This is a genomic window from Nesterenkonia sp. AN1 (assembly GCF_000582475.1).
Lineage (GTDB): Bacteria > Actinomycetota > Actinomycetes > Actinomycetales > Micrococcaceae > Nesterenkonia > Nesterenkonia aurantiaca.
On the sequence record NZ_JEMO01000005.1, the window covers coordinates 1 to 22,191 of the forward strand.

19 protein-coding genes and 6 pseudogenes are annotated in these 22,191 nt (G+C 68.6%); 12 read left to right on the forward strand and 13 right to left on the reverse strand.

The window, feature by feature from the left end:
- The 6 genes and pseudogenes from BG28_RS15770 to BG28_RS03335 all read left to right on the forward strand — a co-directional run.
- Positions 1 to 229 (forward strand): annotated as a pseudogene (locus tag BG28_RS15770) (ATP-dependent helicase); the annotation flags it as partial.
- Positions 230 to 240: 11 nt separating this feature from the next.
- A complete protein-coding gene (locus BG28_RS03315) occupies positions 241 to 1,146 on the forward strand; it encodes a site-specific DNA-methyltransferase (RefSeq protein ID WP_051500919.1) in 906 nt (301 codons plus the stop codon).
- Positions 1,143 to 2,042, forward strand: a complete 900-nt coding sequence (locus BG28_RS03320; RefSeq protein ID WP_036474268.1) for an ABC transporter ATP-binding protein — start codon at positions 1,143 to 1,145, stop codon at positions 2,040 to 2,042. Before BG28_RS03315 ends, BG28_RS03320 begins: the two co-directional genes overlap by 4 nt.
- Before the next feature lie 70 nt (positions 2,043 to 2,112).
- A complete protein-coding gene (locus tag BG28_RS03325; RefSeq protein ID WP_369797178.1) occupies positions 2,113 to 2,715 on the forward strand; it encodes an ABC transporter permease in 603 nt (200 codons plus the stop codon).
- Positions 2,712 to 3,440, forward strand: a complete 729-nt coding sequence (locus BG28_RS03330; RefSeq protein WP_084479390.1) for an ABC transporter permease — start codon at positions 2,712 to 2,714, stop codon at positions 3,438 to 3,440. Before BG28_RS03325 ends, BG28_RS03330 begins: the two co-directional genes overlap by 4 nt.
- 94 nt (positions 3,441 to 3,534) lie before the next feature.
- Positions 3,535 to 4,440 (forward strand): ABC transporter substrate-binding protein, encoded by a 906-nt coding sequence (locus tag BG28_RS03335; RefSeq protein ID WP_036474269.1) that lies wholly within the window; start codon positions 3,535 to 3,537, stop codon positions 4,438 to 4,440.
- 117 nt (positions 4,441 to 4,557) lie between these two features.
- Here BG28_RS03335 and BG28_RS16050 read toward each other — a convergent pair whose 3' ends face one another.
- From BG28_RS16050 to BG28_RS03345, 4 genes and pseudogenes are all read right to left on the reverse strand, one after another.
- Positions 4,558 to 4,914 carry a zinc-binding dehydrogenase gene (locus BG28_RS16050; protein ID WP_051500920.1) on the reverse strand — a complete coding sequence of 119 codons (357 nt, stop codon included), beginning with the start codon at positions 4,912 to 4,914 and terminating at the stop codon, positions 4,558 to 4,560.
- 6 nt (positions 4,915 to 4,920) lie between these two features.
- Positions 4,921 to 5,121 (reverse strand): annotated as a pseudogene (locus BG28_RS16665) (hypothetical protein); the annotation flags it as partial.
- Positions 5,028 to 5,243 (reverse strand): annotated as a pseudogene (locus BG28_RS16670) (hypothetical protein); the annotation flags it as partial. The pseudogenes BG28_RS16670 and BG28_RS16665, both read right to left, overlap by 94 nt.
- A gap of 39 nt (positions 5,244 to 5,282) precedes the next feature.
- Positions 5,283 to 6,746 carry a glutamyl-tRNA reductase gene (locus BG28_RS03345; protein WP_036474270.1) on the reverse strand — a complete coding sequence of 488 codons (1,464 nt, stop codon included), beginning with the start codon at positions 6,744 to 6,746 and terminating at the stop codon, positions 5,283 to 5,285.
- Between the two features lie 83 nt (positions 6,747 to 6,829).
- Here BG28_RS03345 and hemE point away from each other — a divergent pair.
- A pseudogene (hemE, locus tag BG28_RS16060) lies at positions 6,830 to 7,915 on the forward strand (uroporphyrinogen decarboxylase); the annotation flags it as partial.
- 303 nt (positions 7,916 to 8,218) lie between these two features.
- On the opposite strand, the pseudogene BG28_RS16065 reads toward hemE, so the two are convergent.
- The 7 genes and pseudogenes from BG28_RS16065 to BG28_RS03380 all read right to left on the reverse strand — a co-directional run.
- Positions 8,219 to 9,313 (reverse strand): annotated as a pseudogene (locus BG28_RS16065) (DEAD/DEAH box helicase); the annotation flags it as partial.
- A complete protein-coding gene (locus BG28_RS03355; RefSeq protein ID WP_036474272.1) occupies positions 9,313 to 9,546 on the reverse strand; it encodes a DUF3107 domain-containing protein in 234 nt (77 codons plus the stop codon). The gene BG28_RS03355 and the pseudogene BG28_RS16065, both read right to left, overlap by 1 nt.
- A 107-nt stretch (positions 9,547 to 9,653) precedes the next feature.
- A complete protein-coding gene (locus BG28_RS03360; protein ID WP_051500921.1) occupies positions 9,654 to 10,304 on the reverse strand; it encodes a TetR/AcrR family transcriptional regulator in 651 nt (216 codons plus the stop codon).
- A gap of 72 nt (positions 10,305 to 10,376) precedes the next feature.
- Positions 10,377 to 11,270, reverse strand: a complete 894-nt coding sequence (locus tag BG28_RS03365; protein ID WP_036474274.1) for a carbohydrate ABC transporter permease — start codon at positions 11,268 to 11,270, stop codon at positions 10,377 to 10,379.
- A 34-nt stretch (positions 11,271 to 11,304) separates the two neighbouring features.
- Positions 11,305 to 12,390 (reverse strand): carbohydrate ABC transporter permease, encoded by a 1,086-nt coding sequence (locus BG28_RS03370; RefSeq protein WP_036474276.1) that lies wholly within the window; start codon positions 12,388 to 12,390, stop codon positions 11,305 to 11,307.
- A complete protein-coding gene (locus tag BG28_RS03375) occupies positions 12,387 to 13,646 on the reverse strand; it encodes an extracellular solute-binding protein (protein ID WP_051500922.1) in 1,260 nt (419 codons plus the stop codon). Before BG28_RS03375 ends, BG28_RS03370 begins: the two co-directional genes overlap by 4 nt.
- Positions 13,643 to 14,683, reverse strand: a complete 1,041-nt coding sequence (locus tag BG28_RS03380) for a LacI family DNA-binding transcriptional regulator (RefSeq protein WP_036474278.1) — start codon at positions 14,681 to 14,683, stop codon at positions 13,643 to 13,645. Before BG28_RS03380 ends, BG28_RS03375 begins: the two co-directional genes overlap by 4 nt.
- A gap of 137 nt (positions 14,684 to 14,820) precedes the next feature.
- Here BG28_RS03380 and BG28_RS16675 point away from each other — a divergent pair.
- Both BG28_RS16675 and BG28_RS15775 read left to right on the forward strand, forming a co-directional pair.
- A pseudogene (locus BG28_RS16675) lies at positions 14,821 to 15,396 on the forward strand (glycogen debranching N-terminal domain-containing protein); the annotation flags it as partial.
- Between the two features lie 803 nt (positions 15,397 to 16,199).
- Positions 16,200 to 16,718, forward strand: a complete 519-nt coding sequence (locus BG28_RS15775) for an amylo-alpha-1,6-glucosidase (protein WP_369797179.1) — start codon at positions 16,200 to 16,202, stop codon at positions 16,716 to 16,718.
- A gap of 4 nt (positions 16,719 to 16,722) precedes the next feature.
- Here BG28_RS15775 and BG28_RS03390 read toward each other — a convergent pair whose 3' ends face one another.
- Complete coding sequence (locus tag BG28_RS03390; RefSeq protein ID WP_036474280.1) at positions 16,723 to 17,580, reverse strand: PHP domain-containing protein; 858 nt, start codon at positions 17,578 to 17,580, stop codon at positions 16,723 to 16,725.
- Positions 17,581 to 17,663: 83 nt separating this feature from the next.
- Here BG28_RS03390 and BG28_RS03395 point away from each other — a divergent pair, with 83 nt between their 5' ends.
- Together BG28_RS03395 and BG28_RS03400 are read left to right on the forward strand one after the other, a co-directional pair.
- On the forward strand, positions 17,664 to 19,256 hold the full coding sequence (locus BG28_RS03395; RefSeq protein ID WP_084479393.1) for an aminopeptidase P family protein: 1,593 nt from the start codon (positions 17,664 to 17,666) through the stop codon (positions 19,254 to 19,256).
- Between the two features lie 160 nt (positions 19,257 to 19,416).
- On the forward strand, positions 19,417 to 19,692 hold the full coding sequence (locus tag BG28_RS03400) for a GlsB/YeaQ/YmgE family stress response membrane protein (protein ID WP_036474282.1): 276 nt from the start codon (positions 19,417 to 19,419) through the stop codon (positions 19,690 to 19,692).
- 175 nt (positions 19,693 to 19,867) lie between these two features.
- Here BG28_RS03400 and BG28_RS03405 read toward each other — a convergent pair whose 3' ends face one another.
- Complete coding sequence (locus BG28_RS03405; RefSeq protein ID WP_161634790.1) at positions 19,868 to 20,848, reverse strand: general stress protein; 981 nt, start codon at positions 20,846 to 20,848, stop codon at positions 19,868 to 19,870.
- A gap of 86 nt (positions 20,849 to 20,934) precedes the next feature.
- On the opposite strand from BG28_RS03405, the gene BG28_RS03410 reads away from it, so the two are divergent.
- Entirely contained in the window at positions 20,935 to 22,065 is a 1,131-nt protein-coding gene (locus tag BG28_RS03410; protein WP_084479394.1) for an Mrp/NBP35 family ATP-binding protein, read from the forward strand.
- Positions 22,066 to 22,191: the final 126 nt, after the last annotated feature.

The window sequence follows — 22,191 nt, forward strand, 5'->3', positions numbered from 1 at the left end:
CCACTGCTCAGGACTCCGCACCTGCAGCCGAGGGCGCATCCGCTCCGCGCAGCCGCAACCGCCGCCGCACCGCGGCGGCGAGGACGCCGGCTCCGCCGCGCAGCAGGGTCAGCCTGCCGCCTCCGCTGCGCCGTCCGAAGGCTCAGAGTCCGCCACCCAGCCCAGGCGGCGGCGTCGTCGTCGCGGCGGCTCCGGTTCCGGCGGCGAGAACGCCTCCAGCGAGAGCTGAACGGCAACGATGTGAGTGCCGGGGAGAGTGCTGCGGCGCGCAGCCGCAGCTTCGACCCCACCGGTGGTTCGCAGGTGCTCGAGGGGGAGAACCTCGAGCTCCTGCCGGACCTGCCCGACGGCGCCTTCACCGTGATCTACCTGGACCCGCCCTTCAACACCGGGCGGGCCCAGCGGGCCACCAAGACCACCAACACCCGGCGCCCCGACGGTGAGGGCAACCGGGTGGGCTTCGCCGGACGCAGCTATGACACGGTCCGCCGTGCGCTGGCCGAATACGACGACTCCTTCACCGACTACTGGGAGTTCCTCGAGCCCCGGCTGCTCCAGGCCTGGCGGCTGCTCGCCGATGAGGGCACCCTCTACCTGCACCTGGACTACCGCGAGGTGCACTACGCCAAGGTCCTGTGTGACGCGATCTTCGGGCGGGAGTGCTTCCTCAACGAGATCATCTGGGCGTATGACTACGGCGGGCGCACCAAGAAGCGCTGGCCCACCAAGCACGACACCATCCTGGTCTATGTGAAGAACCCCGCGGGCTACATCTTCAACGCCGAGGCCGTGGATCGCGAGCCGTATATGGCGCCGGGCCTGGTCACCGCCGAGAAGGTCGCGCTGGGCAAGCTGCCCACCGATGTCTGGTGGCACACCATCGTCTCGCCCACCGGCCGGGAGAAGACCGGTTACCCCACGCAGAAGCCGGTGGGGCTGGTGCGTCGCATGGTCCAGGCCTCCTCGAACCCGGGGGACTGGGTGCTCGACTTCTTTGCCGGCTCCGGGACCCTGGGCGCCGTGGCCGTGGAGACCGGACGCCGCTTCATCTGCATCGACTCCTCCCCGCAGGCCATGGATGTGATGGAGAATCGTCTGGGCGAGCATGCGCAGGTCCACCGACAGGCATTGATGGAGGCGTCATGATTGAATTTCGGCAGGTCACCAAGACCTACCCGGACGGGACCACCGCGGTCCAAGACTTCAGCCTGACCGTGCCTTCGCACACGACCACGGTGCTCCTGGGCTCCTCAGGCTGTGGGAAGACCACGCTGCTGCGCATGGTCAACCGGATGGTTCAGCCCAGCACCGGCGCGGTGCTCATCGATGAGCAGGACGTGGCCGCGGCCGAACCGGTCGCGCTGCGCCGCCGCATCGGCTATGTGATGCAGCACTCCGGGCTGCTGCCGCACCGCCGGGTCATCGACAACATCGCCACCGTGCCCCGGCTCAACGGGGCCTCCCGGGCCGACGCCCGGGCCCGCGGCTACGAGCTCATGGAGATCGTGGGTCTCGACGCCGCGCTGGGCACCCGCTACCCCGGCCAGCTCTCCGGAGGCCAGCAGCAGCGCGTCGGCGTGGCCCGCGGACTCGCCGCAGATCCGAACATCCTGCTCATGGACGAACCCTTCGGCGCGGTGGACCCGCTGGTGCGCGTGGAGCTGCAGCGCGAGCTCTCCCGGGTCCAGGCGGAGCTGAAGAAGACCATCATCTTCGTCACCCACGACATCGACGAGGCACTGACCCTGGGGGACCAGATCGTGGTGCTCAAGGCCGGTGGCGAGGTCGCGGCGGCGGGCACCCCGGCCGAGCTGGTGCAGAACCAGCAGGACGAGTTCGTCTCACGCTTCCTGGGCCTGGACTCGGGCCGGCGCTCACTGACCGCCGCCACGGCCGACGACGGCGGCTGGCTGATCTCCGACGCCCAGGGCCGGCCGCTGGGCGTGGTGGACTCCCAGCCCGGCCCGGCGCAGCCCGACCTTGCGCAGCCCGGCCCTGCGCAGGCCGACCTTTCGCAGGCCGACCGCGTCCAGCGGCCATGAACTGGATCCTGGACAACCTCCCGCGGATCGGGGAGCTGACGCTGGCGCACCTGGCGCTGAGCTGCCCGCGGTGATCATCGCCTTCGTGCTCTCGATCCCGCTGGCCTGGGGCGCGAACCGGGTGCGGGCGCTGCGCGAACCGGTGCTCACCGGTACCGGGCTGCTCTACGCGGTGCCTTCGCTGCCCCTGTTCATCCTGCTGCCCGCGCTGATCGGCACCTCGGTGCGCGACCCGCTCAATGTGGTCATCGCGCTCTCGATCTTCGGCCTGGCGCTGATGGTCCGCTCCGCCGCGGAGGCGCTGGACGCGGTCACCGATGACGTGCGCACCTCCGCCACCGCGATCGGCTTCTCCGGGGTTGGCCGCTTCTTCACCGTGGAGCTGCCGCTGGCCGGTCCCGCCCTGCTCGCCGGGGTGCGCGTGGTCTGCGTGAGCTCGATCAGCCTGGTCTCGGTCAGCGCGGTGCTCGGGGTCAGTTCGCTGGGCTCGCTGTTCACCGACGGCTTCGCTCGCAACATCATCGGCTCCATCGTGGCCGGGATCCTGATGACCGTGGTGCTGGCCCTGATCTGTGACCTGCTGCTGGTCCTGGCCGGGCGGATGCTGATGCCCTGGCAGCACAGCCGCCGTCGTCGTCCGCTGCTGGCCCGGGCGCGGGAGGTCGCGGCATGACCAACATCCTCGAGGCGCTGGAGTGGCTGCTCACCGCCGACGCCTGGTCCGGACCCGGAGGGCTCTGGGTGCGATCCCTGGAACACCTCGGCTACACGCTGATCGCGCTGGGCATCTCAGCGGTGATCGCGCTGCCGCTGGGCCTGGCGATCGGGCACACCCGCAAGGGTCGCGGCATCGCGATCGTCGCGACCGGAGCCGCTCGGGCGCTGCCCACCCTGGGCCTGCTCACCCTGGTGGCGCTGTTCACCGGGATCGGGCTCACCGCCCCGATGGTGGCCCTGGTGGTCCTGGCCGCACCCTCGGTGCTGGCCGGCGCCTATGCCGGTGTGGAATCGGTGAACCAGGCCACCGTGGATGCCGCACGCGCGCAGGGGATGAGCGGCTGGCAGGTCCTGACCCGGGTGGAGATCCCGCTGGGGCTGCCGCTGATCCTGAGCGGTCTGCGGCTCGCCGCGCTGCAGATCATCGCCACCGCGACGCTCGCTGCCTATGTCGGTGCCGGTGGGCTTGGACGGCAGCTGTTCCTAGGGCTGCAGACCTATGACTACTCGGTGATGCTCGGCGCCTCACTGGTGGTGATCCTGCTGGCGATCCTGGTGGACGCTGCCTTCGGCCTCACCCAGCGGCTGCTGCGCCGGGTCCCGGGACTTGCCGGGCCGGGAACGGCTCCTGGCACAGGCACCCGTTCGCGCAGGGTCCGGGCGAATATGACTGCGAATTGATCACACTCCGTCAGAGAGCTGAAGTTTCTGCGAAGATTTCTCCCTAGGACAAGTTGCCGCCGAAGTCGGAGCTGCCGAGAGAAAGAGGACGACTATGAAGACCACCGGACTTATGGTCACAGGAACGATCGCCGCTCTGGCACTGACCGGCTGCGGCGGCGGAGACCCGCTCGCCGAAGGCGATGACTCAGAGGCTGAGCAGGGTGAGGCCCTGGTGATCGGATCCCAGCAGTACTACTCCAACACGATCATCGCGGAGCTCTACGCCCAGGCGCTGGAGGCCGAAGACATCGAGGTCGAACGCGAGTTCGACATCGGCCAGCGCGAGGTCTATGTCTCGGAGATCGAATCCGGGGCCATCGACATCTTCCCCGAGTACGCGGGCAACTTCCTGCAGTACTACGACGAGGACGCCGAGGCGGCGAGCCTGGAGGAGATCACCGCCGCGCTGGGGGAGACGCTGCCCGAGGGTCTGCGCGTGCTGGAACCCGCCGAGGCCACCGACCAGGACAGCTTCGTGGTCACCGCCGAGTTCGCCGAGGAGAACGACCTCACCGAGATCTCCGACTTGGCAGGGATCGAGGATCTGCGGATCGCGGCGAACTCCGAGTTCGAGACCCGCCCCTATGGCCCCGAAGGGCTCCAGGACGTCTATGGCGTGGAGATCAGCGTGGTCACGGTGCAGGACTCCGGCGGTCCGCTCACCGTGGACGCGCTGGTGAGCGGGGACGTGGAGGTCGCCGACATCTACAGCGCCGATCCGATCATCGAAGCCGAGAACCTCGTGGTGCTCGAGGATCCCGAGGAGCTGGTGCTGCCACAGAACGTGCTCCCCGTGGTCTCCGAGCGGGTCGATGACGCCGCAGCCGCGGTGCTCGACGAGGTCAACGCCGCGCTGACCAGCGAAGAACTGATCTCACTGAACAGCCAGAGCGTCGATGAGCAAGCTGACGCCTCCGACGTCGCCGGCGACTGGCTCAGCGAACAAGGCCTGGACTGACCCGACCCGTAGGGAATCCCCTCCGGGGCGCGAAAAATCGTAGACCTGGGATGAATCGCAGAGCTTGAGCTCTCCGAGAAACCCACAGGTCTACGATTTTTCGTTGTCACGGGGCTCCTAGAACTGGAAGACCAGACGTGCCGCGACCTTGCCGGAGAGCACCTCGGCCATGGCTTCGTTGACCAGCTGCTCCGCCCCCAGCTCCGCGGCGAGGTCGAGCTTGGCCTGCTCGATGCCCACGGCGACGACCGTGCCGCCCATGATGCGCGCGTACTGCACCGCGAGGTGGCCCAGGCCACCGATGCCGAAGATCCCGACGCGCTCGGTAGGAGTCACCTTGGCGACCTTGAGCGCCTTATAGGTGGTCACTCCTGCGCAGCTGAGCGGGGCCGCCTCGATGGGGCTGATCCCGTCGGGCACCGCGACGACGTACTTGGAGCTGGCCGCGGCGTACTCCGCGAAGGCCCCGTGCACGGAGCAGCCGCTGTTGCGCTGGGACTCGCAGAGCGTCTCGCGGCCATCGATGCAGTATCGGCACTGACCACAGGCCTCACCGGCCAGTCTCCCTGGGCGGCATGGATGTCGGTGTGACAGAGGCCGCAGGTCTCCAGACGCACCAGCACCTGGCCGGCCTGCGGGTGCGGCTTGTCGAGCTCGACGATCTCGAGTGGGGATCCGAATGTGTTGACGACGGCTGCCTTCATGAGGTGATGCCTTTCGGCCCAGTGACCGCGCACGCCCATCGGCCCAATTGGCCGAGGCACGACGCAGCCCTGCTCCGACCACCCTCCGCCTGAAGTCATTCCTCCAGTCGAGGCGAACGGCCCGGGGGAGGGGCCGGATCAGCTGGCGCGGCGGATGTCCAAGTCGCGCACGGCGTCGATGCGCTCGATCGCGAACTCGCCCGGGCGGTGATGCTGGCAGAACCCGCCGAAGGGGACCTTGGTGAGGTAGCTGGCCATCTGAGCGAGCTCCGCGGCGGAGAACTCTTCGGCGCGCCGACGCTTCGCCGGGGCGGTGCGGGTGGTCTCTTCGCGCACCGTGACCTCGATGCCGTGCAGGTCCTGAAGCGCCCGCACGTAGTCTTCGGTGCGCCCTGCGGCGGCCATCTCGCGGGCCCGCACCGTGGGTGTGTGCAGCATCTTGCGCACGATCCGGCGCACCGCGAACTCCACCTCCTCGGTGGCTCCGGTGCAGCCGTGCTGCCTGCGGATCTTGTCCATCTCCTCATCCAGCAGCGACTGGGTGTGCCGGCGCAGTGCGACGATGGCGTCATCGGCGGTGCGCTCGCGACGCTCGGTGAGGTACGTCTCCACCGCGGAGCGCACGACGTCGCGCGCCTCCTGCACGGAGTCCTCGGTCTCTCCGGGAGCAGCCATCTTCACCGATTCCAGGGTGATCAGGTCTACGCGTTCGAGTTCTGCGACGTCGGGATCGAAGTCGTGGGAGAGGGCCAGGTCGATGACGGTCAACGGCTTCCGCCGGGGTGCGTCCCCGGTGAGTCCGGCCAGGTTCTCGACCTCTTTGGCGGTGATCCGGCGGTTGCCGCCGGAGCAGCCGATGATCACATCGGCCTCACGGAAGGCGGTGGGCAGCTCCTGCATCTGCAGCGCCCGGGCGCCGCCAGCACGTTCGGCCACGAAGTCCTCGGCGCGCCCGGAGCCGGAGAAGACCCCGATATCGGTGACCCCACGCTCGACCAGCTGGGCCAGCGAGGTCCCGGAATAGGCGCCGGTGCCGATCAGCACGACCTTGGCGCCGGGGTAGAAGGCGGAGCCGTCGCCACGCATGTCCCCGGCGATGTCCAGAGCCACCGAGACGATGGAGCGTCCGCGGGAGCCCAGCGCGGTGCGGGTGCCGACATCCTTGGCGGTCCGCGAGGCGGTCTCGAAGAGCTTGGTCAGGCTTCCGGAGATGGTCCCGGCGTGCTGGGCGTCGGCCAGGGATTTGCGCACCTGGCCCGCGATCTCGCGCTCACCGATGACCGCGGAGTCCAGACCGGCGCCGACCTCGAAGAGGTGCGAGACGGCGTCGTCCTCCACCAGAGTGCGGAAGGAGCGCCCGACCAGCTCACGGTCCAGCCCGGAGGTCTCGGCCACGACGTCGAGCAGCTGCTCCCGGGTGCTCTGGACATCATCATGGGATCCCCCGGTGGACTCGGCGTAGATCTCCATCCGGTTGCAGGTGGCCAGCGTCACGGCAGGCATGTGCACGGACCCGGCCAGCTCGGCCGCTCCTGCGCTGAGAGTGCCCACCGTCTCGAGGTCCAGCTCCGAGTGGGTGGCAACGAGAGAAATAAGTACCACGACGTCATTGATTCTACAGCGGGTCGAACTGTGCCGCGGAAAAGTGGAGAATGTGGCATATGACTTCTGGATCTTTCGCCGGCATGGCCGCGTCCTCTCCGGCCACCGGCTCCGTCACCGCCATCCCGCGGGCAGCCGTACGTTCCCAGGGTTCCACGGCGCAGCTGCCGCAGGACCACCCGCTGCTCACCGGGCTCACCGCCGACTCCGCGCTGCTGAACCAGTATCGCGGCGGACGTAACAGTGCGGGAGAGATCACACGCCCGCACCGCCGCCCGGTGTGGTTCATGCGCCAGGCGGGCCGTTCACTGCCGGAGTACCGGGCGCTGCGTGAGGGCACCACAATGCTGGACAGCTGCCTGGATCCGGCGCTGGCCTCCGAGATCACACTGCAGCCGGTACGCCGGCACGACGTGGACGCGGCGATCTTCTTCTCCGACATCGTCATCCCGCTGCGCCTGGCCGGGATCGACGTCGAGATCCAGCCCGGGGTCGGACCGGTGCTGGGCTCCCCGGTGCGCACCCGCGCCGACGTCGAGGCACTGCCCACGCTCGACGACGCCGCCTTCGCGCCGATCACCGAAGCCGTCAAGCGCACCGTGGCCGAGCTGGGCTCCACCCCGCTGGTCGGCTTCGCCGGCGCTCCGTTCACCCTGGCCGCCTACATGGTGGAGGGCAGGCCCTCCCGGGACCACCTCGGCCCGCGCACCATGATGCACGCGGATCCCGAGACCTGGCACGCGCTGGCTTCCTGGGCGGCCGAGGTCTCCGGCCGGTTCATGCGCGCCCAGCTGATGGCCGGCGCCTCCGCCGCGCAGCTCTTCGACTCCTGGGCCGGCTCGCTGAGCCGCGAGGACTACGCCCGGCACGTGCTGCGCCACTCCGCCGAAGCCTTCACCCACGTCAAGGACCTCGGCGGCACCACGCCCGAGGGCCACCGGGTCACCGCCCCGCTGATCCACTTCGGCACCGGCACCGGGGAGATCCTGGACCTGCTGCGCGCTGCAGGCGCCGACGTCGTCGGGGTGGACTACCGGCTGAACCTGGCAGAGGCCACCCGCCGGGTCGGGGCCGAGACCCCGCTGCAGGGCAACATCGACCCGGCGCTGCTGCCAGCGGACTGGCCCACGCTGGAGAAGCATGTCCGCGAGATCATCGCGGCCGCCGCTGGACCTGCGCTTCTCAGGTCCGCCCAGGTCCTCGAGCTCCTCGGCGTCCAGACCGGCCTTGGAGCGCTTATGCCGTGGCAGGCGCCCCTTGGTGCCCTTGGGGATGTCGAGGTCCTCGTAGAGGTGCGGCGAGGAGGAGTAGGTCTCGATGGGCTCCGGGATGCCCAGGCCGAGCGCCTTGTCGATGAGCTTCCACTTGGGCATGTCCTCCCAGTCCACGAAGGTCACCGCGATGCCGGTCTTGCCCGCGCGGCCGGTGCGGCCCACCCGGTGCAGATAGGCCTTCTCATCATCGGGGGCGGTGAGGTTGATGACGTGGGTGATGTCGGTGACGTCGATGCCGCGGGCGGGCGGCGACGTCGGTGGCGACCAGCACGTCGATCTTCTCGTTGCGGAAGGCGCGCAGCGCCTGTTCGCGGGCGCCTGGCCCAGGTCGCCGTGGATGGCGCCGGCGGCGAAGCCGCGGGACTGCAGCTCTGCGGAGAGCCTGTCGGCCTGGCGCTTGGTCCGGGTGAACACGATCGTGCGGCCTCGGCCCTCGGCCTGGAGCAGACGGGCGATGACCTCGTCCTTGTCCAGGTGGTGCGCGCGGTAGACCAGCTGCCGGATGTCCTTCTTGGTGATGCCCTCATCCAGCGGATCCGCAGCAGAGATGTGCGTCGGCTTGGACATGTAGCGGCGCGCCATGGCGACCACCGGGCCGGGCATGGTCGCGGAGAACAGCATGGTCTGGCGACCGACCTCCGGGACGGCGGAGAGCAGGGTCTCCACGTCAGGCAGGAAGCCGAGGTCGAGCATCTCATCGGCCTCGTCCAGGACCACGATGTTGACGTTCTTCAGCTTCAGGTGGCGCTGCCGGTGCAGGTCGATCAGCCGGCCCGGGGTGCCCACGACGATCTCGACGCCGCGGTCCAGCTCTTCGATCTGCGGCTCGTAGGCGCGGCCGCCGTAGATGGTGGCCACCCGGATGCCGCGGCGTGCCGCGGCGACCTTGATGTCGGAGGCCACCTGCACGGCGAGCTCGCGCGTGGGGGCCACGATCAGCGCCTGGGGCGCTCCGGGTGCCGGGAGGTCGTCATAACCGGGGTCATCGGGGCTGGTCACGCGCTGGATGGCGGGGATGCCGAAGCCCAGGGTCTTGCCGGTGCCGGTCTTGGCCTGGCCGATGATGTCGTAGCCGCCCAGCGCGATCGGAAGGGTCTCCGCCTGGATCGGGAAGGGGGTGGTGATTCCCTTGGCGGCCAGGGCCTCGACGATCTCGGGGCGCACGTTGAAGTCTGCGAAGGTGAGGCTGGAGGCTTCGACGGCCTCCACGAGCTCGGGGTCAACGGCGGAGATGCTGTCGTCAATCTCGGCGGCTGAGGACTCGGTGGTCTGTTCAGTCATAGGTACTTTCATTAGGCGACCGCGGCTGCGAAGCCCACGGTCTGTTTGGTGTCGGAGCCGATCTCCACATAGCCGATGGACGCGACGGGCACGACGATCTTCTTGCCGCGGCGGTCTTCCAGGCTGAGCAGCGGCTGGGCGCCTTCGATGGCGGTGGCCACGGCCTGCTCGATCTCTTCGGGCTTGGCGTCGGTCTCGATGACGATCTCGCGAGAGACGTGCTGAATGCCGATACGTACTTCCATGCCAACTCCTTGAATCTATGGGCTGCGCCCACTTCGAAGAGTTCCGCAGCCGCCCGGATGCGGGCGCGTGCAGAGAAGTGGGCGGGTTTACCTGCGTTCGAGTCTACCTACCTTGCGCTGTCTGTGCTTTCAGACTCTTTCGGGAAGCCCGAGATTCCGCGCCAAGCCAAACGCGCGGTCAGCTGGGCGGAGACCTCACGGTCCGGGCGCTCGGAGAGCCGGCTCCAGTGCCGGGCTGCGGAGAGCGCCATGCCGATGAGGCCGTGACCCAGCATCGTGGCCTCGGCCATCGGCTGTCCGGTGTCATCGGCGATGACCTCCGCGATCGCACCGGCCATGTCGTCGTGGAATCGCTCGAGCCGGTCTTCGACCTCTTCGTCGTTGTCCATGCCCGAGGTGAAGACCAGCCGGTAGGCCTCGTCCTTGCGGGAGATGAACTCATAGAAGGCTCCCATGGTGGCCTGCACCCGGTCCTTGTTGTTCTCACAGGTCGAGAGCGCCTGGGTGAGCTCATGCTCCAAGGCACCCAGATGGGTGTCCAGCAGCCCCAGGAACAGCTCGTGCTTGCCGGGGAAGTGCTGGTAGAGCACCGGTTTGGAGACCTGGGCCATCTCGGCGATGTCATCCATCGATGCGCCGTGATATCCCCGGGCCACGAAGACCTGCAGCGCGCACTCCAGCAGCTGGGTCCGGCGCTGTTCCCGGGGCAGCCGCTTGGCGCGCACGATGCCGGCGGGGTCTCTGGTGCTCTGACTCATGGGGACAGTCTATTCAGCGCCGGCGCCGAGGCCACCGGGACAGGGCCGGCGCCGAGGCTACCGGGACAGCGCTCAGCCCTTCTCCGCTCCGGCGTTCGCCCCCTGGGTGAAATAGCGCTGGAACACGATGAACACCAGCGCCGTCGGGATGGTCATCAGCAGCGCCGCCGCCATGGCCACCGGATATTGATTCCCCGAGCCCAGCCCTCCGGTGGTGAACCCGGCGACGCCGCGGGTCAGCGTGTAGAGGGCCGGGTCGTTGGTGGCCACGATGAAGTGTCCCAGCTCGTTCCAGGACCCCTGGAAGGACAGGATGGTCAGGGTGATCAGCGCCGGCTTGGCCATCGGCAGCACCACCGACCAGAAGGTCCTGAAGGTGCTGGCCCCGTCGATCCGGGCCGCCTCCTCCACCGATTCCGGGATGGTCTCGAAGAACTGCTTCATGATGAAGATGCCCGCGGCGTCGATCATCAGCGGCACGATCAGCGCCGGGTAGGTGTTGTAGATCCCGATGTAGTTCAGGATCAGGAACTTCGGGATCAGCAGCACGATCCCGGGGACTGCCATGACCGCGAGCAGACCGGTGAACAGCGCGATCCGTCCGGTGAACTTCAGCCGGGCCAGCGCGTAGCCGGCGAGGGAGCAGAAGAACACCCGCCCGACGGTGACGCAGAGCGTGACGATCACACTGTTGGTGAACCAGGTCGGATAGTTGGAGCTGAACAGCGTCTCCCACGCCCCGGTGGTGAAGGGGTCGGGGGTCAGCGAGAGCGCGTTGCCGGTCGCATCCGGGTCGGTCTTGAACGACGTGACCAGCTGGATGACGAAGGGATAGATGTAGAGCAGCGCGAAGAAGATCAGCATCCCGTAGAACCAGAACTTCTTCACCCGCGAGGGCCTGCCCTCCCCCACCGCGGCCACCACTGGCCTGATCGGGGCGCGGTCGTCTTTGCTGGGTGCACTCATGAGCTCTGCGCCTTTCGCTGGGTCTCTTCTACGATCACTGGGGTCGGGCGCTGCGCTGCCGCCGTCTCACGCCGCGATCGGCGCGCTTCTGGGCTGAGGCGTCCTTATCGCGCATCAGCCAGCGCTGGGTCGTGGTCAGGATGAAGATGATCGCGAAGAGGATGAACGCGATGGCCGCGCCCTGGCCCCAGTCACCATTGGTGAAGGCCGCCTGGTAGGACAGATACGCCGGGGTCAGGGTGGTCTTGGCGGGCCCGCCCTGAGTCATGACATACATCTGATCGAAGACCTGCCAGGTCCCGATGAAGCCCAGGGTCACCACCAGCAGGATGGTCGGGCGCAGGTGCGGGACCGTGACGTTCATGAAGCGCTGCCACTTATTGGCGCCGTCGACCATCGCCGCCTCCTCGACCTCCACCGGCAGGTCCTGCAGACCCGCGAGGAAGAGCAGCATGAAGGTCCCGGCGGTGGTCCAGATGACCTGCATCATGATCGCGCTCAGCGCCACCGATGGCCCGGAGAACCACTCCCAGAAGGAGAGCCCCATGACGGAGGGCTCGGTCATCCAGGAGGGCGGGCTGGCCAGGCTCCACAACCCGACGGCGTCGCCGAAGATGTGGATCAGGCCGCGAGAGTCCTGGAACCAGTTGGGGCCGTTGACCCCGAACCAGCCCAGCACGTTGTTGATCGCCCCGCTGCCGGCGAAGAGGAACAGGAACAGCAGCGAGATGGCGACCGAGGAGACCACCGAGGGGAAGTAGAAGGCGGTGCGGAAGAACGTGCGGCCCTTCAGGAACCGGTTGTTCAGCAGCACCGCGAGGCTCAGCGCCAGGATGGTCTGCAGCGGCACGACGCCCAGGACGTAGTAGAAGGTGTTGCGGAAGGAGATCATCAGGTCCTGGCGGGCGAGCCCGGGATCCGCCAGCAGCGCGTTGTAGTTCTCCGTGCCGATGAAGTTCACATCACGCGAGATGGGGCTGCCGCTGCCGCTCCAGTCGCTGAGCGAGACCCACAGCGCCATGCCGATCGGCGCGACGAGGAACACGCCCAGCACCAGGATCGCCGGGCTGACGAAGAGCCACCCCGCGCCCTGTTGGCGCTGTGGGTCTCGAGACTTCACTGCTCCAGCACCGCCGAGGCGTTGGAGTCGAAGCTCTCCATCATCTGCTGCAGGTCTGCGGTGGCGATGCCCTCGAGCTGCGAGTTCAGATCCGCCACCACCTGGGTCATGTCCGGGGCGTTGACGGGGCCGCGGCCGTAGTCGCCGCCGGCGATGAACGGTGCGTCCTCGGGGAAGGCCGAGGAATAGTCCTCGGTCGCGGCCTGGCGCGAGGGCATCACGCCGAAGGCCTCCGCGAACTCAAGCTGCTGCTCAGGAGTGGAGAGGTGGTTCACCAGGTCGACGGCCTGGGTCTGCGCCTCGGAGTCGGCGGCGATGCCCCAGCACTGGCTGAACAGCAGGGTGCCCGGTCCTGCCGAGCCCTCGGGGAGCTCGGCGACGGTGTAGTCGACGTCCGGGTAGTCATTGCTCATGGCGCCGCGGATCCAGTTGCCCTCGATGGTCATGGCGGCGCGCTCGGTGCCGAAAGCCTCCCCGCCCCAGCCGGCGTCGACGTCCCCGGCATAGGCGAAGCTGCCCTCGGCGATGTTCTCCTTGGCGTATTCCAGACCTGCCAGGACCTCCTCGCTGGTGCCGGTGGGCTCGGTGGCGTCTTCGTTGAGCCACCAGCCGCCGTTGCCGACCACGAAGGCGCCGACCCGATCCACGCCGGGAGAGAAGACCAGACCGGTGGTGTCGCCCTCGGTGAGGGTCTCGGCGACCTCGGCGAGCTCCTCGTAGGTGGTGGGGATGTCCTCGTCGGTCAGACCCGCGGCCTCCCACTTCTCGGTGTTGATCTGCAGCCCGAGGGTGGAGAAGTCCTTGGGCGCACACCACTGGGTGTCCTCATAGGTGAACGCCTCCTGCAGGGCGGGGAAGTAGTCCTCGTTGTCCTGCGCCTCGTAGGCGTGGAGGTTGCCGTCCGAGGCCTGCTGCGCGACCTGGGCCGCGTCGAGGTAGAAGATGTCCGGCGGGTTGCCGCCGGCGAAGCCCTGGGCCAGCTCCTGGTTCATGTCGGCGGCCACTCGGACCTCCACCTCGTTGCCCGAGGCCTCGGCCCACTCTGCCGCCGCCTCTTCCACCGCGGCGGTCTCCGCCTCACCGGAGGAGGCGATCAGCATCACCAGGCTGGCTTCGCCCTCGGCGGAGGTGGCCTCCTCGGCGTCGCCGCCGGCGTCCTGATCCTCGAAGCCGTCACCGCCGCATGCGGTGAGCGCGAGGATGCTGGCGAGTCCCACCGCGAAGGGGGCGGCGAGGCGGTTCTTCTGGTTCTTCATGGCGTGCCTTTCATTGATGTGGTGACGGTACTGGCACCAACAGTGAGGGTCGGGAGGAACAGTGCGCCCTGGGTCGGAGCGGGGGCGCCGGCAAGCTGGTCGTGCACGACTGTCAGCAGGTGTTCGGCGATCTCATCCAGCGGCTGGACCAGGGTCGAGATGTCGTGCAGCTGGGCCGTGGCCGAGCCGTCGAACCCGGTGATGCCGATATCGCGTCCAGGCCGCCAGCCTCGCGCCAGGGCTGCCTGCTGGACCCCAAGGGCAAGCACGTCAGAGGCGCAGACCACGGCGTCCCCGACCGCAAGGCCATCCAGCAGCCGCTCTGCGGCGCTGATCGCCTGGCTCAGCGACTGCGGGGCAGCCGCCTCCGGACCCAGGGCCAGGCCGTGCTGCTCGACCCCTGCGAGCCAGCCGAGCCGGCGGTCGTCACCGACCGCGGAGCCGGCGGGCCAGCCCAGGAAGCCCACGGTGCGGAACCCGGTCTCGGCCAGGTGCGCGACGGCGGCGCTGGTGCCGGCGGAACCGTCGACGTCGGCCCACCACACTCGAGAGGAGTCGTCATAGATGCGCCCGAAGGAGGCATAGGGGATCCCGGCCTGTTCCAACCAGTCGGGGCGCGGATCGGCCGGATGGGTGTCGGTGAGCACGAAGGCGTCGACCAGGCGTCGCCGGACCATGTCCTGGTAGCCGCTGAGCATCGGGAACGCCTCTCGCGAGGCGAAGGGCACCATATGGCAGGCGTGGCCCGGGGCGGCGAGGGTCAGCGCGGTGAGGAAGGGCAGGGCCACTTCGCTCGGGGTGCCCGTGACCGCGTTGAGCTCGGTGCCCACCGCGCCCGCCCGCTGGTGCCGCAGTGTGCGGGCGGCGCTGGAGGGACGGTAGTTCAGCTCCTCGACGACCTGGAGCACCCTCGAGAGAGTATCGGGACTGACCCGTTCGGGGCTGTTGATCGCATTGCTCACGGTCTGGCGCGAGACTCCCGCGGCTCGCGCGACATCGACGATCGTGGCGCGTGCCGGGTGGGGCATGTTCAACATCAGCTCACCTTGATTCTTGATCTTCAGGTCGATGTGGGTAGCATTAGATCGTTCATTTGAACGTTCATAATGTGTCCCAAGTCATAATGGACCGGCGGCGATCGCCTGTCAAGACGAAGCAAAGATCTGGAGCTCTCATGTCCGAACAGCAACCCTGGCTGCACGATCTGGAGATCGCCGTGAACGGCCCGGCGACGGCACTGAGCACCAGATCAGGCCAGATGGGCGACGGAGCCACCGGATGGATCGTCGATGACCGGCGGATCCTGCGCAGCCTCCATGCCAGCCTCTCGGATCAGGACACGGTGCCGGTCGCGGCCTCGAGCTCCGGGCCCACCTCACACTTCTGGGGCGCGGCTCGGCACCTGGGAGATCCCGGAGCCGACCCGACCGTGGATGTGCACCAGAAGACCCACGTCGGGCTGCATGAGCTGCTCGTGGAGATCACGGTCAGCTCCCGCGCCTCGGAGCCGGTCGTCACCGACCTGCTGGTGACCGTGGGCGCCGACGGCATCGACCTCTCCGAGGTCAAGGGCGGTCAGATCACCGGCACCGCACCCTCGATCCGGCTGGAGGAGCAGGTCTTCTGGCAGGATGCACGCCACCGCACCACCGTGCACCCGAGCCCCGCACCGCAGGCGGTGGAGCAGCTGGATCCGAGCCGCCTCCGGCAGACCTGGCCGCTGCGGCTGAACCCTGGGCAGAGCACCACCGTGAGCCTGCGCTTCGAGGCGATCCGGACCCGCGCCAGCGCCCACGACGCCGACTCCGGAGCCGCGGCCTGTGACTGGGACGGTCTCGAGGTGACCGGCGACGACGCCTGGCGGGATCTGGTCCAGACCAACCTCACCGACCTGAAGCACCTGCTGCAGAAGGATCCAGAGGCCCCGGAGGACGTCTACGCCGCCGCCGGCACCCCCTGGTACCTGACCCTCTTCGGGCGCGACTCGATCTGGGCGGCCCGCATGATGCTGCCCTACAGCCCGGGACTCGCCCGCGGCACGCTGCGGACGCTGGCGCGACGCCAAGCACGCTCGGCCGACCCGGCCACGGCCGCCGAGCCAGGCAAGATGCTCCATGAGGTGCGGCGGGAGATCTACGCCCACGGAGAGATGGAGCTCCCCACGGTCTATTACGGCACGGTCGACGCGACGCCGCTGTGGATCGTGCTGCTGCACGAGGCCTGGGAATCCGGGCTCGACCTCGGCGAGGTCCGCGAGCTGCTGCCGACCCTGCACGCGGCCCTGGACTGGCAGGCCGAGGCGGTGGACGCCTCCAGCGACGGGTTCCTGCGCTATGTGGATCACAGCGGCAAGGGACTGAGCAACCAGGGCTGGAAGGACTCCGGCGACTCGATGCGCCGGGCCGACGGCTCCATCGCCCCGGCGCCCATCGCCCTGCTGGAGGCCCAGGCCTATGCGGTCCAGGCCGCCCATGGCGCAGCGAGCTGCTCGACGCCCTGGGCGAGGCTGGGACGCAGGACTGGAGGGCCTGGGGGCGGTCGCTGGCCCAGCGGGTGCGCGAGCGCTTCTGGGTCGAGCGCGACGGCGAGCGCTACCTCGCGATGGGTCTCGACGCCGTCGGAGATCCCATCGACGGAGTGGGAAGCAACATGGGCCACGCGCTGGGCACCGGATTGCTGAGCGATCAGGAGGAGAAGCTGGTGGTCGAGCGGCTCACCCGCCCGGACATGCTGCGGCGCTTCGGCATCGGGACGCTCTCGGCGGAGAACCCCGCCTATAACCCCACCGGGTATCACACCGGCTCCGTATGGGTCCACGACACCGCCATCATCCTGCGCGGCATGGCGCAGGGCGGCTACTCCCGCGAGGCTGACCAGGTGTTCGACGCGCTGGTCCGGCTGAGCGCGCGCAGCCAGCACCGCTTCCCGGAGCTGATCGCCGGGGATCCCGTGGGGCAGGACCCGGTGCCCTATCCGGCGGCCTGCCGACCGCAGGCGTGGTCTGCCGCCAGCGCCGCGGTGCTGCTGCAGCACACCCAGCGGCACCACACCCGCCAGGACCTCGGAGGCTAGCGGGCTAGCGGCGCGTGGGGCGGATCGGCTCGCTCCCGGTGGCCAGCGCACACAGCGCCTCCACCGTCTCCCAGGGGGTGGTGTTCTCCCCGATGAGATTGTCCTTGCCGGTCCCGTGGTAGTCCGAGGAGCCGGTGATGAGCAGGTCGTGGCGGGCCGCGAGCTCGCGAAGCACCTCGCGGCCGGACTCGGGGTTGTCCCGGTGGTAGACCTCCACACCGGCCAGACCGGCGGCGACCATCTCCTCGAGCTGCTCGGCGCTGACCGTGCGACCGCGCGCCGAGGCCATGCCGTGGGCCAGCACCGGCACTCCCCCGGCCGCGCGCACCAGCCGGATCGCCGTCACCGGATGCATGTTGTCCTGACCGACGTAGTAGGGCGAGGCCGCATGCAGCAGGTGATCGAAGGCCTCCTGCCGGTCCGCCACCGCGCCGATCCCGACCAGGGCGTCTGCCAGGTGCGGGCGCCCGACCGTGGCTCCCGCGCTGACATGCTGTTCCACGGTCTCCCAGGTCAGCGGGAAGTCCACCGAGAGTCGATCCGCGATGCGTCGAGCGCGGTGCAGCCGACCGTCACGGGCCTGCGCGACCGCTGAGGCGAGTCCCGGGTGCTGCGGGTCATGGAGGTAGCTCAGCAGGTGGACGCTGATCCCGTTCTCGGTCAGCGTGGTGATCTCCATACCGGGCAGCAGAGTGATCCGGTGCTCCCGGGCGGCCGCGATCGCCGCGTCCCAGCCCGAGGTGGTGTCGTGATCGGTCAGCGCGAGCCCCTGCAGTCCGGCGGCCGCCGCGGCGGCGATCACCGCCGCGGGAGACTCGGTGCCGTCGGAGACGTGTGAATGGGTGTGCAGGTCCACGCTCATGGGCTCAAGCCTACCGGCCAGCCCCCGGCAGGACCGGCGCCGCGCACCCGCCCCGGCGGGCGGGCCCACCTAGACTGGATTCCATGACCAGTTCAGACAAGCACGAAGAGTTCGACGTCGTCGCCGGCGCCTCCGCAGCCGGCTTCACCCCCGCTGAGGCGCAGGAGCTCGGGGACCGGGTGAACAATCGCTCGCAGCGACCCACCTCCGAGGCGTTCAAGGAGTTCATGGCCTCCAGCTGGGCCCCGGCGGAGCCGGTCCAGCATGAGCGCGATGAGGTCGCCGAGCATGCAGCCGCACGCCGCAGCGCGGTCTCTGCGCAGTTCCCCAACGAGCGGCTGGTGATCCCGGCGGGGCCGCACAAGGTCCGCTCCAATGACACCGACTACCGGTTCCGGCCACACTCCGCCTTCGCCCACCTCTCCGGACTCGGCGTGGACCACGAACCCGGCGCGGTGCTGGTCTTTGAACCGGTGGAGGACGGCAGCGGAGATCACGGCTCCGGCCATGAGGCCACGCTCTACTTCAAACCGATGGCAGGTCGGGACACCCAGGAGTTCTACGCCGACGCACGCAGCGGAGAGTTCTGGATCGGACCCCGGCCCGGGCTCCAGGAGTTCTCCCAGCGGCTCGGGCTGCGCACCGAGGACTCCGGCGCCCTGGAGGTGGCGGTGACCAAGAACGCCGGGCCGGTGGAGTTCGGCGGCACCCGGATCAGGCTGCTGCGCGAGGTCGACCTGGACGTGGACGCCCTGGTGGACACCTCTCGGATCAACACCACCGTGGATCTGGAGACCTCCGACGCGTACGACGGCGAGCTGGCTGAGGCTCTCTCCGAGCTGCGCCTGGTCAAGGACGCCTGGGAGATCGCCCAGATGCGGGTCTCGGTGGCGGCCACCATCGCCGGCTTCCACGACGTCGTCGCCGTCCTGCCACGCGCGGCAGAGCACGCGCGGGGCGAACGGATCGTTGAAGGAGCCTTCTTCGCCCGCGCGCGCCTGGAGGGCAACGACCTCGGCTACGACACGATCGCCGCCTCCGGGAACAACGCCACCGTGCTGCACTGGATCCGCAACCACGGTGCCGTGCGCCGCGGGGACCTGCTGCTGCTCGACGCAGGAGTCGAGGCTGACTCGCTCTACACCGCCGACATCACCCGCACGCTTCCGGTGACCGGGGAGTTCTCCCCCACCCAGCGCAAGATCTATGAAGCGGTCCTGGCCGCGGCGGATGCCGCGTTCGCCGTGGTCCGGCCCGGGATCAGGTTCCGCGACATCCACACCGCTGCGGTGCGGGTGCTGGCGGAGCATCTCGATGACTGGGGCCTGCTCCCGGTCAGCCTCGAGGAGGCACTGGAGGAGACCGGCCAGCATCACCGCAGGTGGATGCCACATGGCACCAGCCACCACCTTGGCCTGGATGTCCACGACTGTGCCCAGGCAAAACGTGAGCTCTACCTCGATGGGGTGGTGGAACCCGGAATGGTCTTCACCATCGAACCCGGCCTCTACTTCAAGAACGAGGATCTCGCGGTGCCGGCGGAGTTCCGCGGCATCGGTATCCGCATTGAAGACGACGTGTTGGTCACCGAGGACGGCGCGGAGAACCTCTCCGCCACCCTGCCGCGCACCGCGGAGGAGATCGAGCAGTGGATGCAGGGAATCTGGAGTTCCTGACGACGGTGTTCCCCAACGCCTGAGAAGTATGCTACAGCGGCCACATGACTGTGATGAAGGCAATCTTTGTCAGGCGCGTGGCGTTCCTGACTACTTCTCAACAGGCGATACTCTGGATTAAGACGAACCTGTCAGGTTCAGAATTCATAGGAGGAAAACCATGGGAATTATTGCTTGGCTCGTACTGGGCCTCATCGCCGGCGCCATCGCTCGGGCCATCCTGCCCGGCAGCCAGCCCGGCGGCTGGATCGCTTCACTGATCACCGGTGTGCTCGGCGCCCTGGTGGGCGGCTTCATCGCCTCCGCCGTCTTCGGCGTGAACGTCAACGACTCGTTCTTCGATCTGCCCACATGGCTCTTCGCCATCGGTGGCGGCGTGATCGTGGCCTTCATCTGGCAGGCCGTCACCGGTCGCCGCGGTCGCAAGACCGTCTGAACCACTTCAGTCTGAGCCGCTTCGGCGCGAAGTCCGGTTCCTGACAGAGCCGCCACCGCACCGAGCTGGCAGCAGCTTCAGAAGCGCCCCGCACGTCCGAGCTCCACAGGAGCATCGGATGTGCGGGCGCTTCTGCGTGTGCCGGAGGGTTCCTGCGACTCGCCAGGTGAAGGCATCAGCTGCGCGGGGAGTCCTCCGGTCCGCTCTGCTCTGGCTGGGTGGGCTGGTCTGGCCGGGTGGGCTGCCCCGGCTGGGTGGGCTGGTCTGGCCGGGGGCGCTCCCCCGGCTGGTCAGGCTCAGGCCTGTGCACTGCCGGTGCTTCGGCGGCGGGCATGCGCACGCCATAGCGCGGGCGGCCATCGGGAAGGTCGTTGTACCCGGCGACCGGCGCCTGGGGCGCTGGTGCGGGCGCCGTCGCCTGATCGGACTCCGGCTCCCCTACTCGCTGCTCCCCAGCACCCTGCTGATCGGCACCCTGCTCTCCGGCCCCCTGCCGATCGAACCCTGGCCGGCTCGAGGCCTGCTGGTGCTGGGCCTCGTGGCCCGCTGCCTGCTGGGCGGGTGCGGGCTGCGCCGAACCCGGCTGGGCGGGTGCCGAGGCTGGCGGGGAGGAGGTGAGCCGAGCGGAGGGCTGAGAGGTCGGATCGTTGGAGGCGTTGAGACTCATCACTGCGGCTCCAGGGACCAGCTGGCGGGCACGCTGAGCGGCGGAGAACTCGCAGACCACGTCAAAGGTGGTCGCCACGAGTTGGGACGAGGAGGCATACTCGCGCTTGCCCTTGCGCATGGCGAAGCCGATCACTCCGATGATCATCCAGATCGCCATGCCCAGCACCACCGAGAGCGCCAGGTTGTAGATGCTGGCCTCCGGGCTGAACAGGTAGATCAACAGTCCGATGAAGGCACCGAACATCGCGCCCTGCGCGGCCCCACCCAGCGCGACGCGCGGATAGGTCAGCCGGGTGCGGATGTGCTCCACCGAACGCAGGTCATTGCCCACGATCGTCAGCGCCTTCACATCGAAGTCTTCGGCGGCGGTGAGATGGTCCACCAACTTCTGCGCATCCTCATAGGAGCGGTAGCGGCCCAGCAGCTCGCCGCGAGGCAGTCCCCCGGTGTTCATTGCGCCTGCAGTGGTTCCAGCATTCATCGACATCTCCCCATCATCTCAGGTCGGCCCCTGTGACGGAGCCCTCCGGGCACCGACGCCCCCGATACGCTCCCGGCTCGTAGACTGGTGCGGTGTCTGATCCCGCCATCACCGAACGCATCCGCCAGCGCCTGAACGAGGTCATCGATCCGGAGCTGCGCCTGCCCATCACCCAGCTGGGCATGGTGGGCGAGATCAGCGTCGATGACGCCGGTGCCGCGCAGGTGGGGGTCAAGCTGACCATCGAGGCCTGCCCGATGCGCAGCCGGATCGTCGAAGACGTCACCGCCGCTGCCGTGCGCGCCGAGGGAGTCTCCACGGCTTCGGTCCAGCTGGGCGTGATGACCCCCGCAGAGCGCGCCGCACTGAAGGAGCACCTGCGCGGCGGCGAGACCGGGAAGGTCAATCGCTTCGCCCAGCCGGAGAACCTGACCCGGATCTACGCCGTGGCCTCAGGCAAGGGCGGGGTGGGCAAGTCCTCGGTCACTGTGAACCTGGCCTGCGCCATGGCGGCGCAGGGCCTGAAGGTCGGCATCGTCGATGCAGACATCCATGGATTCAGCGTCCCGGACCTGATGGGCATCACCGATAGGCCCACTCGGTTGGATGAGATGATCCTGCCGCCGGTGGCCTACGGCGTGAAGACCATCTCGATCGGGATGTTCGTGGAGGGCAACCAGGCGGTGGCCTGGCGTGGTCCGATGCTGCACCGCGCGGTGGAGCAGTTCCTCACCGATGTCCACTTCGGCGATCTCGACGTGCTGCTGCTGGATCTGCCCCCGGGCACCGGCGATATCGCGATCTCGGTGGCGCAGCTGCTGCCTGGCTCGGAGCTGCTGGTGGTCACCACTCCGCAGGCCGCAGCCTCGAGTGTGGCAGAACGCGCTGGCGCGCTGAGTTCCCAGACCAAGCAGCGGGTGGCCGGGGTGATCGAGAACATGGGTCCGATGACCCTGCCCGACGGGTCCAGCTTCGAGCTCTTCGGCTCCGGCGGAGGTCAGCTGGTGGCCGAGAGGCTCAGCGCAGCGCTTCAGAGCGAGGTCCCGCTGCTGGGCTCCGTGCCGCTGGACATGAACCTGCGCGAGGCCGGCGACGACGGAGAGCCGGTGGTGCTCTCGGCTCCCGACTCCCCGGCCGGAGCCGCGCTGCGCGGGATCGCCGCCCGGCTGGCGGTCCAGCCGCGCGGAATGAGCGGGCGCAAGCTCCCGTTCAGCCCCGCCTAGCGCCTCGCACGACGACGGCCCTCTGACCAGGACGAATCGCGCCCAGGAACCCCCTCCCCCTATGCTGTGGGGCACGTGATTCCCGACACATCCCTTTGGAGCGTCGGCTGTCGCCGCACATGAGTC

Bases quoted from the DNA above. Each gene is read 5' to 3' on its own strand.
- BG28_RS03330 (WP_084479390.1), top strand. From the start codon at position 2,712: ATGACCAACATCCTCGAGGCGCTGGAGTGGCTGCTCACCGCCGACGCC.
- BG28_RS03395 (WP_084479393.1), top strand. From the start codon at position 17,664: ATGACCAGTTCAGACAAGCACGAAGAGTTCGACGTCGTCGCCGGCGCC.
- BG28_RS03320 (WP_036474268.1), top strand. From the start codon at position 1,143: ATGATTGAATTTCGGCAGGTCACCAAGACCTACCCGGACGGGACCACC.
- BG28_RS03360 (WP_051500921.1), bottom strand. From the start codon at position 10,304: ATGAGTCAGAGCACCAGAGACCCCGCCGGCATCGTGCGCGCCAAGCGG.
- BG28_RS03390 (WP_036474280.1), bottom strand. From the start codon at position 17,580: ATGAGCGTGGACCTGCACACCCATTCACACGTCTCCGACGGCACCGAG.
- BG28_RS03375 (WP_051500922.1), bottom strand. From the start codon at position 13,646: ATGAAGAACCAGAAGAACCGCCTCGCCGCCCCCTTCGCGGTGGGACTC.
- BG28_RS03405 (WP_161634790.1), bottom strand. From the start codon at position 20,848: ATGTCGATGAATGCTGGAACCACTGCAGGCGCAATGAACACCGGGGGA.
- BG28_RS03400 (WP_036474282.1), top strand. From the start codon at position 19,417: ATGGGAATTATTGCTTGGCTCGTACTGGGCCTCATCGCCGGCGCCATC.
- BG28_RS03365 (WP_036474274.1), bottom strand. From the start codon at position 11,270: ATGAGTGCACCCAGCAAAGACGACCGCGCCCCGATCAGGCCAGTGGTG.
- BG28_RS03355 (WP_036474272.1), bottom strand. From the start codon at position 9,546: ATGGAAGTACGTATCGGCATTCAGCACGTCTCTCGCGAGATCGTCATC.
- BG28_RS03380 (WP_036474278.1), bottom strand. From the start codon at position 14,683: ATGTTGAACATGCCCCACCCGGCACGCGCCACGATCGTCGATGTCGCG.
- BG28_RS03335 (WP_036474269.1), top strand. From the start codon at position 3,535: ATGAAGACCACCGGACTTATGGTCACAGGAACGATCGCCGCTCTGGCA.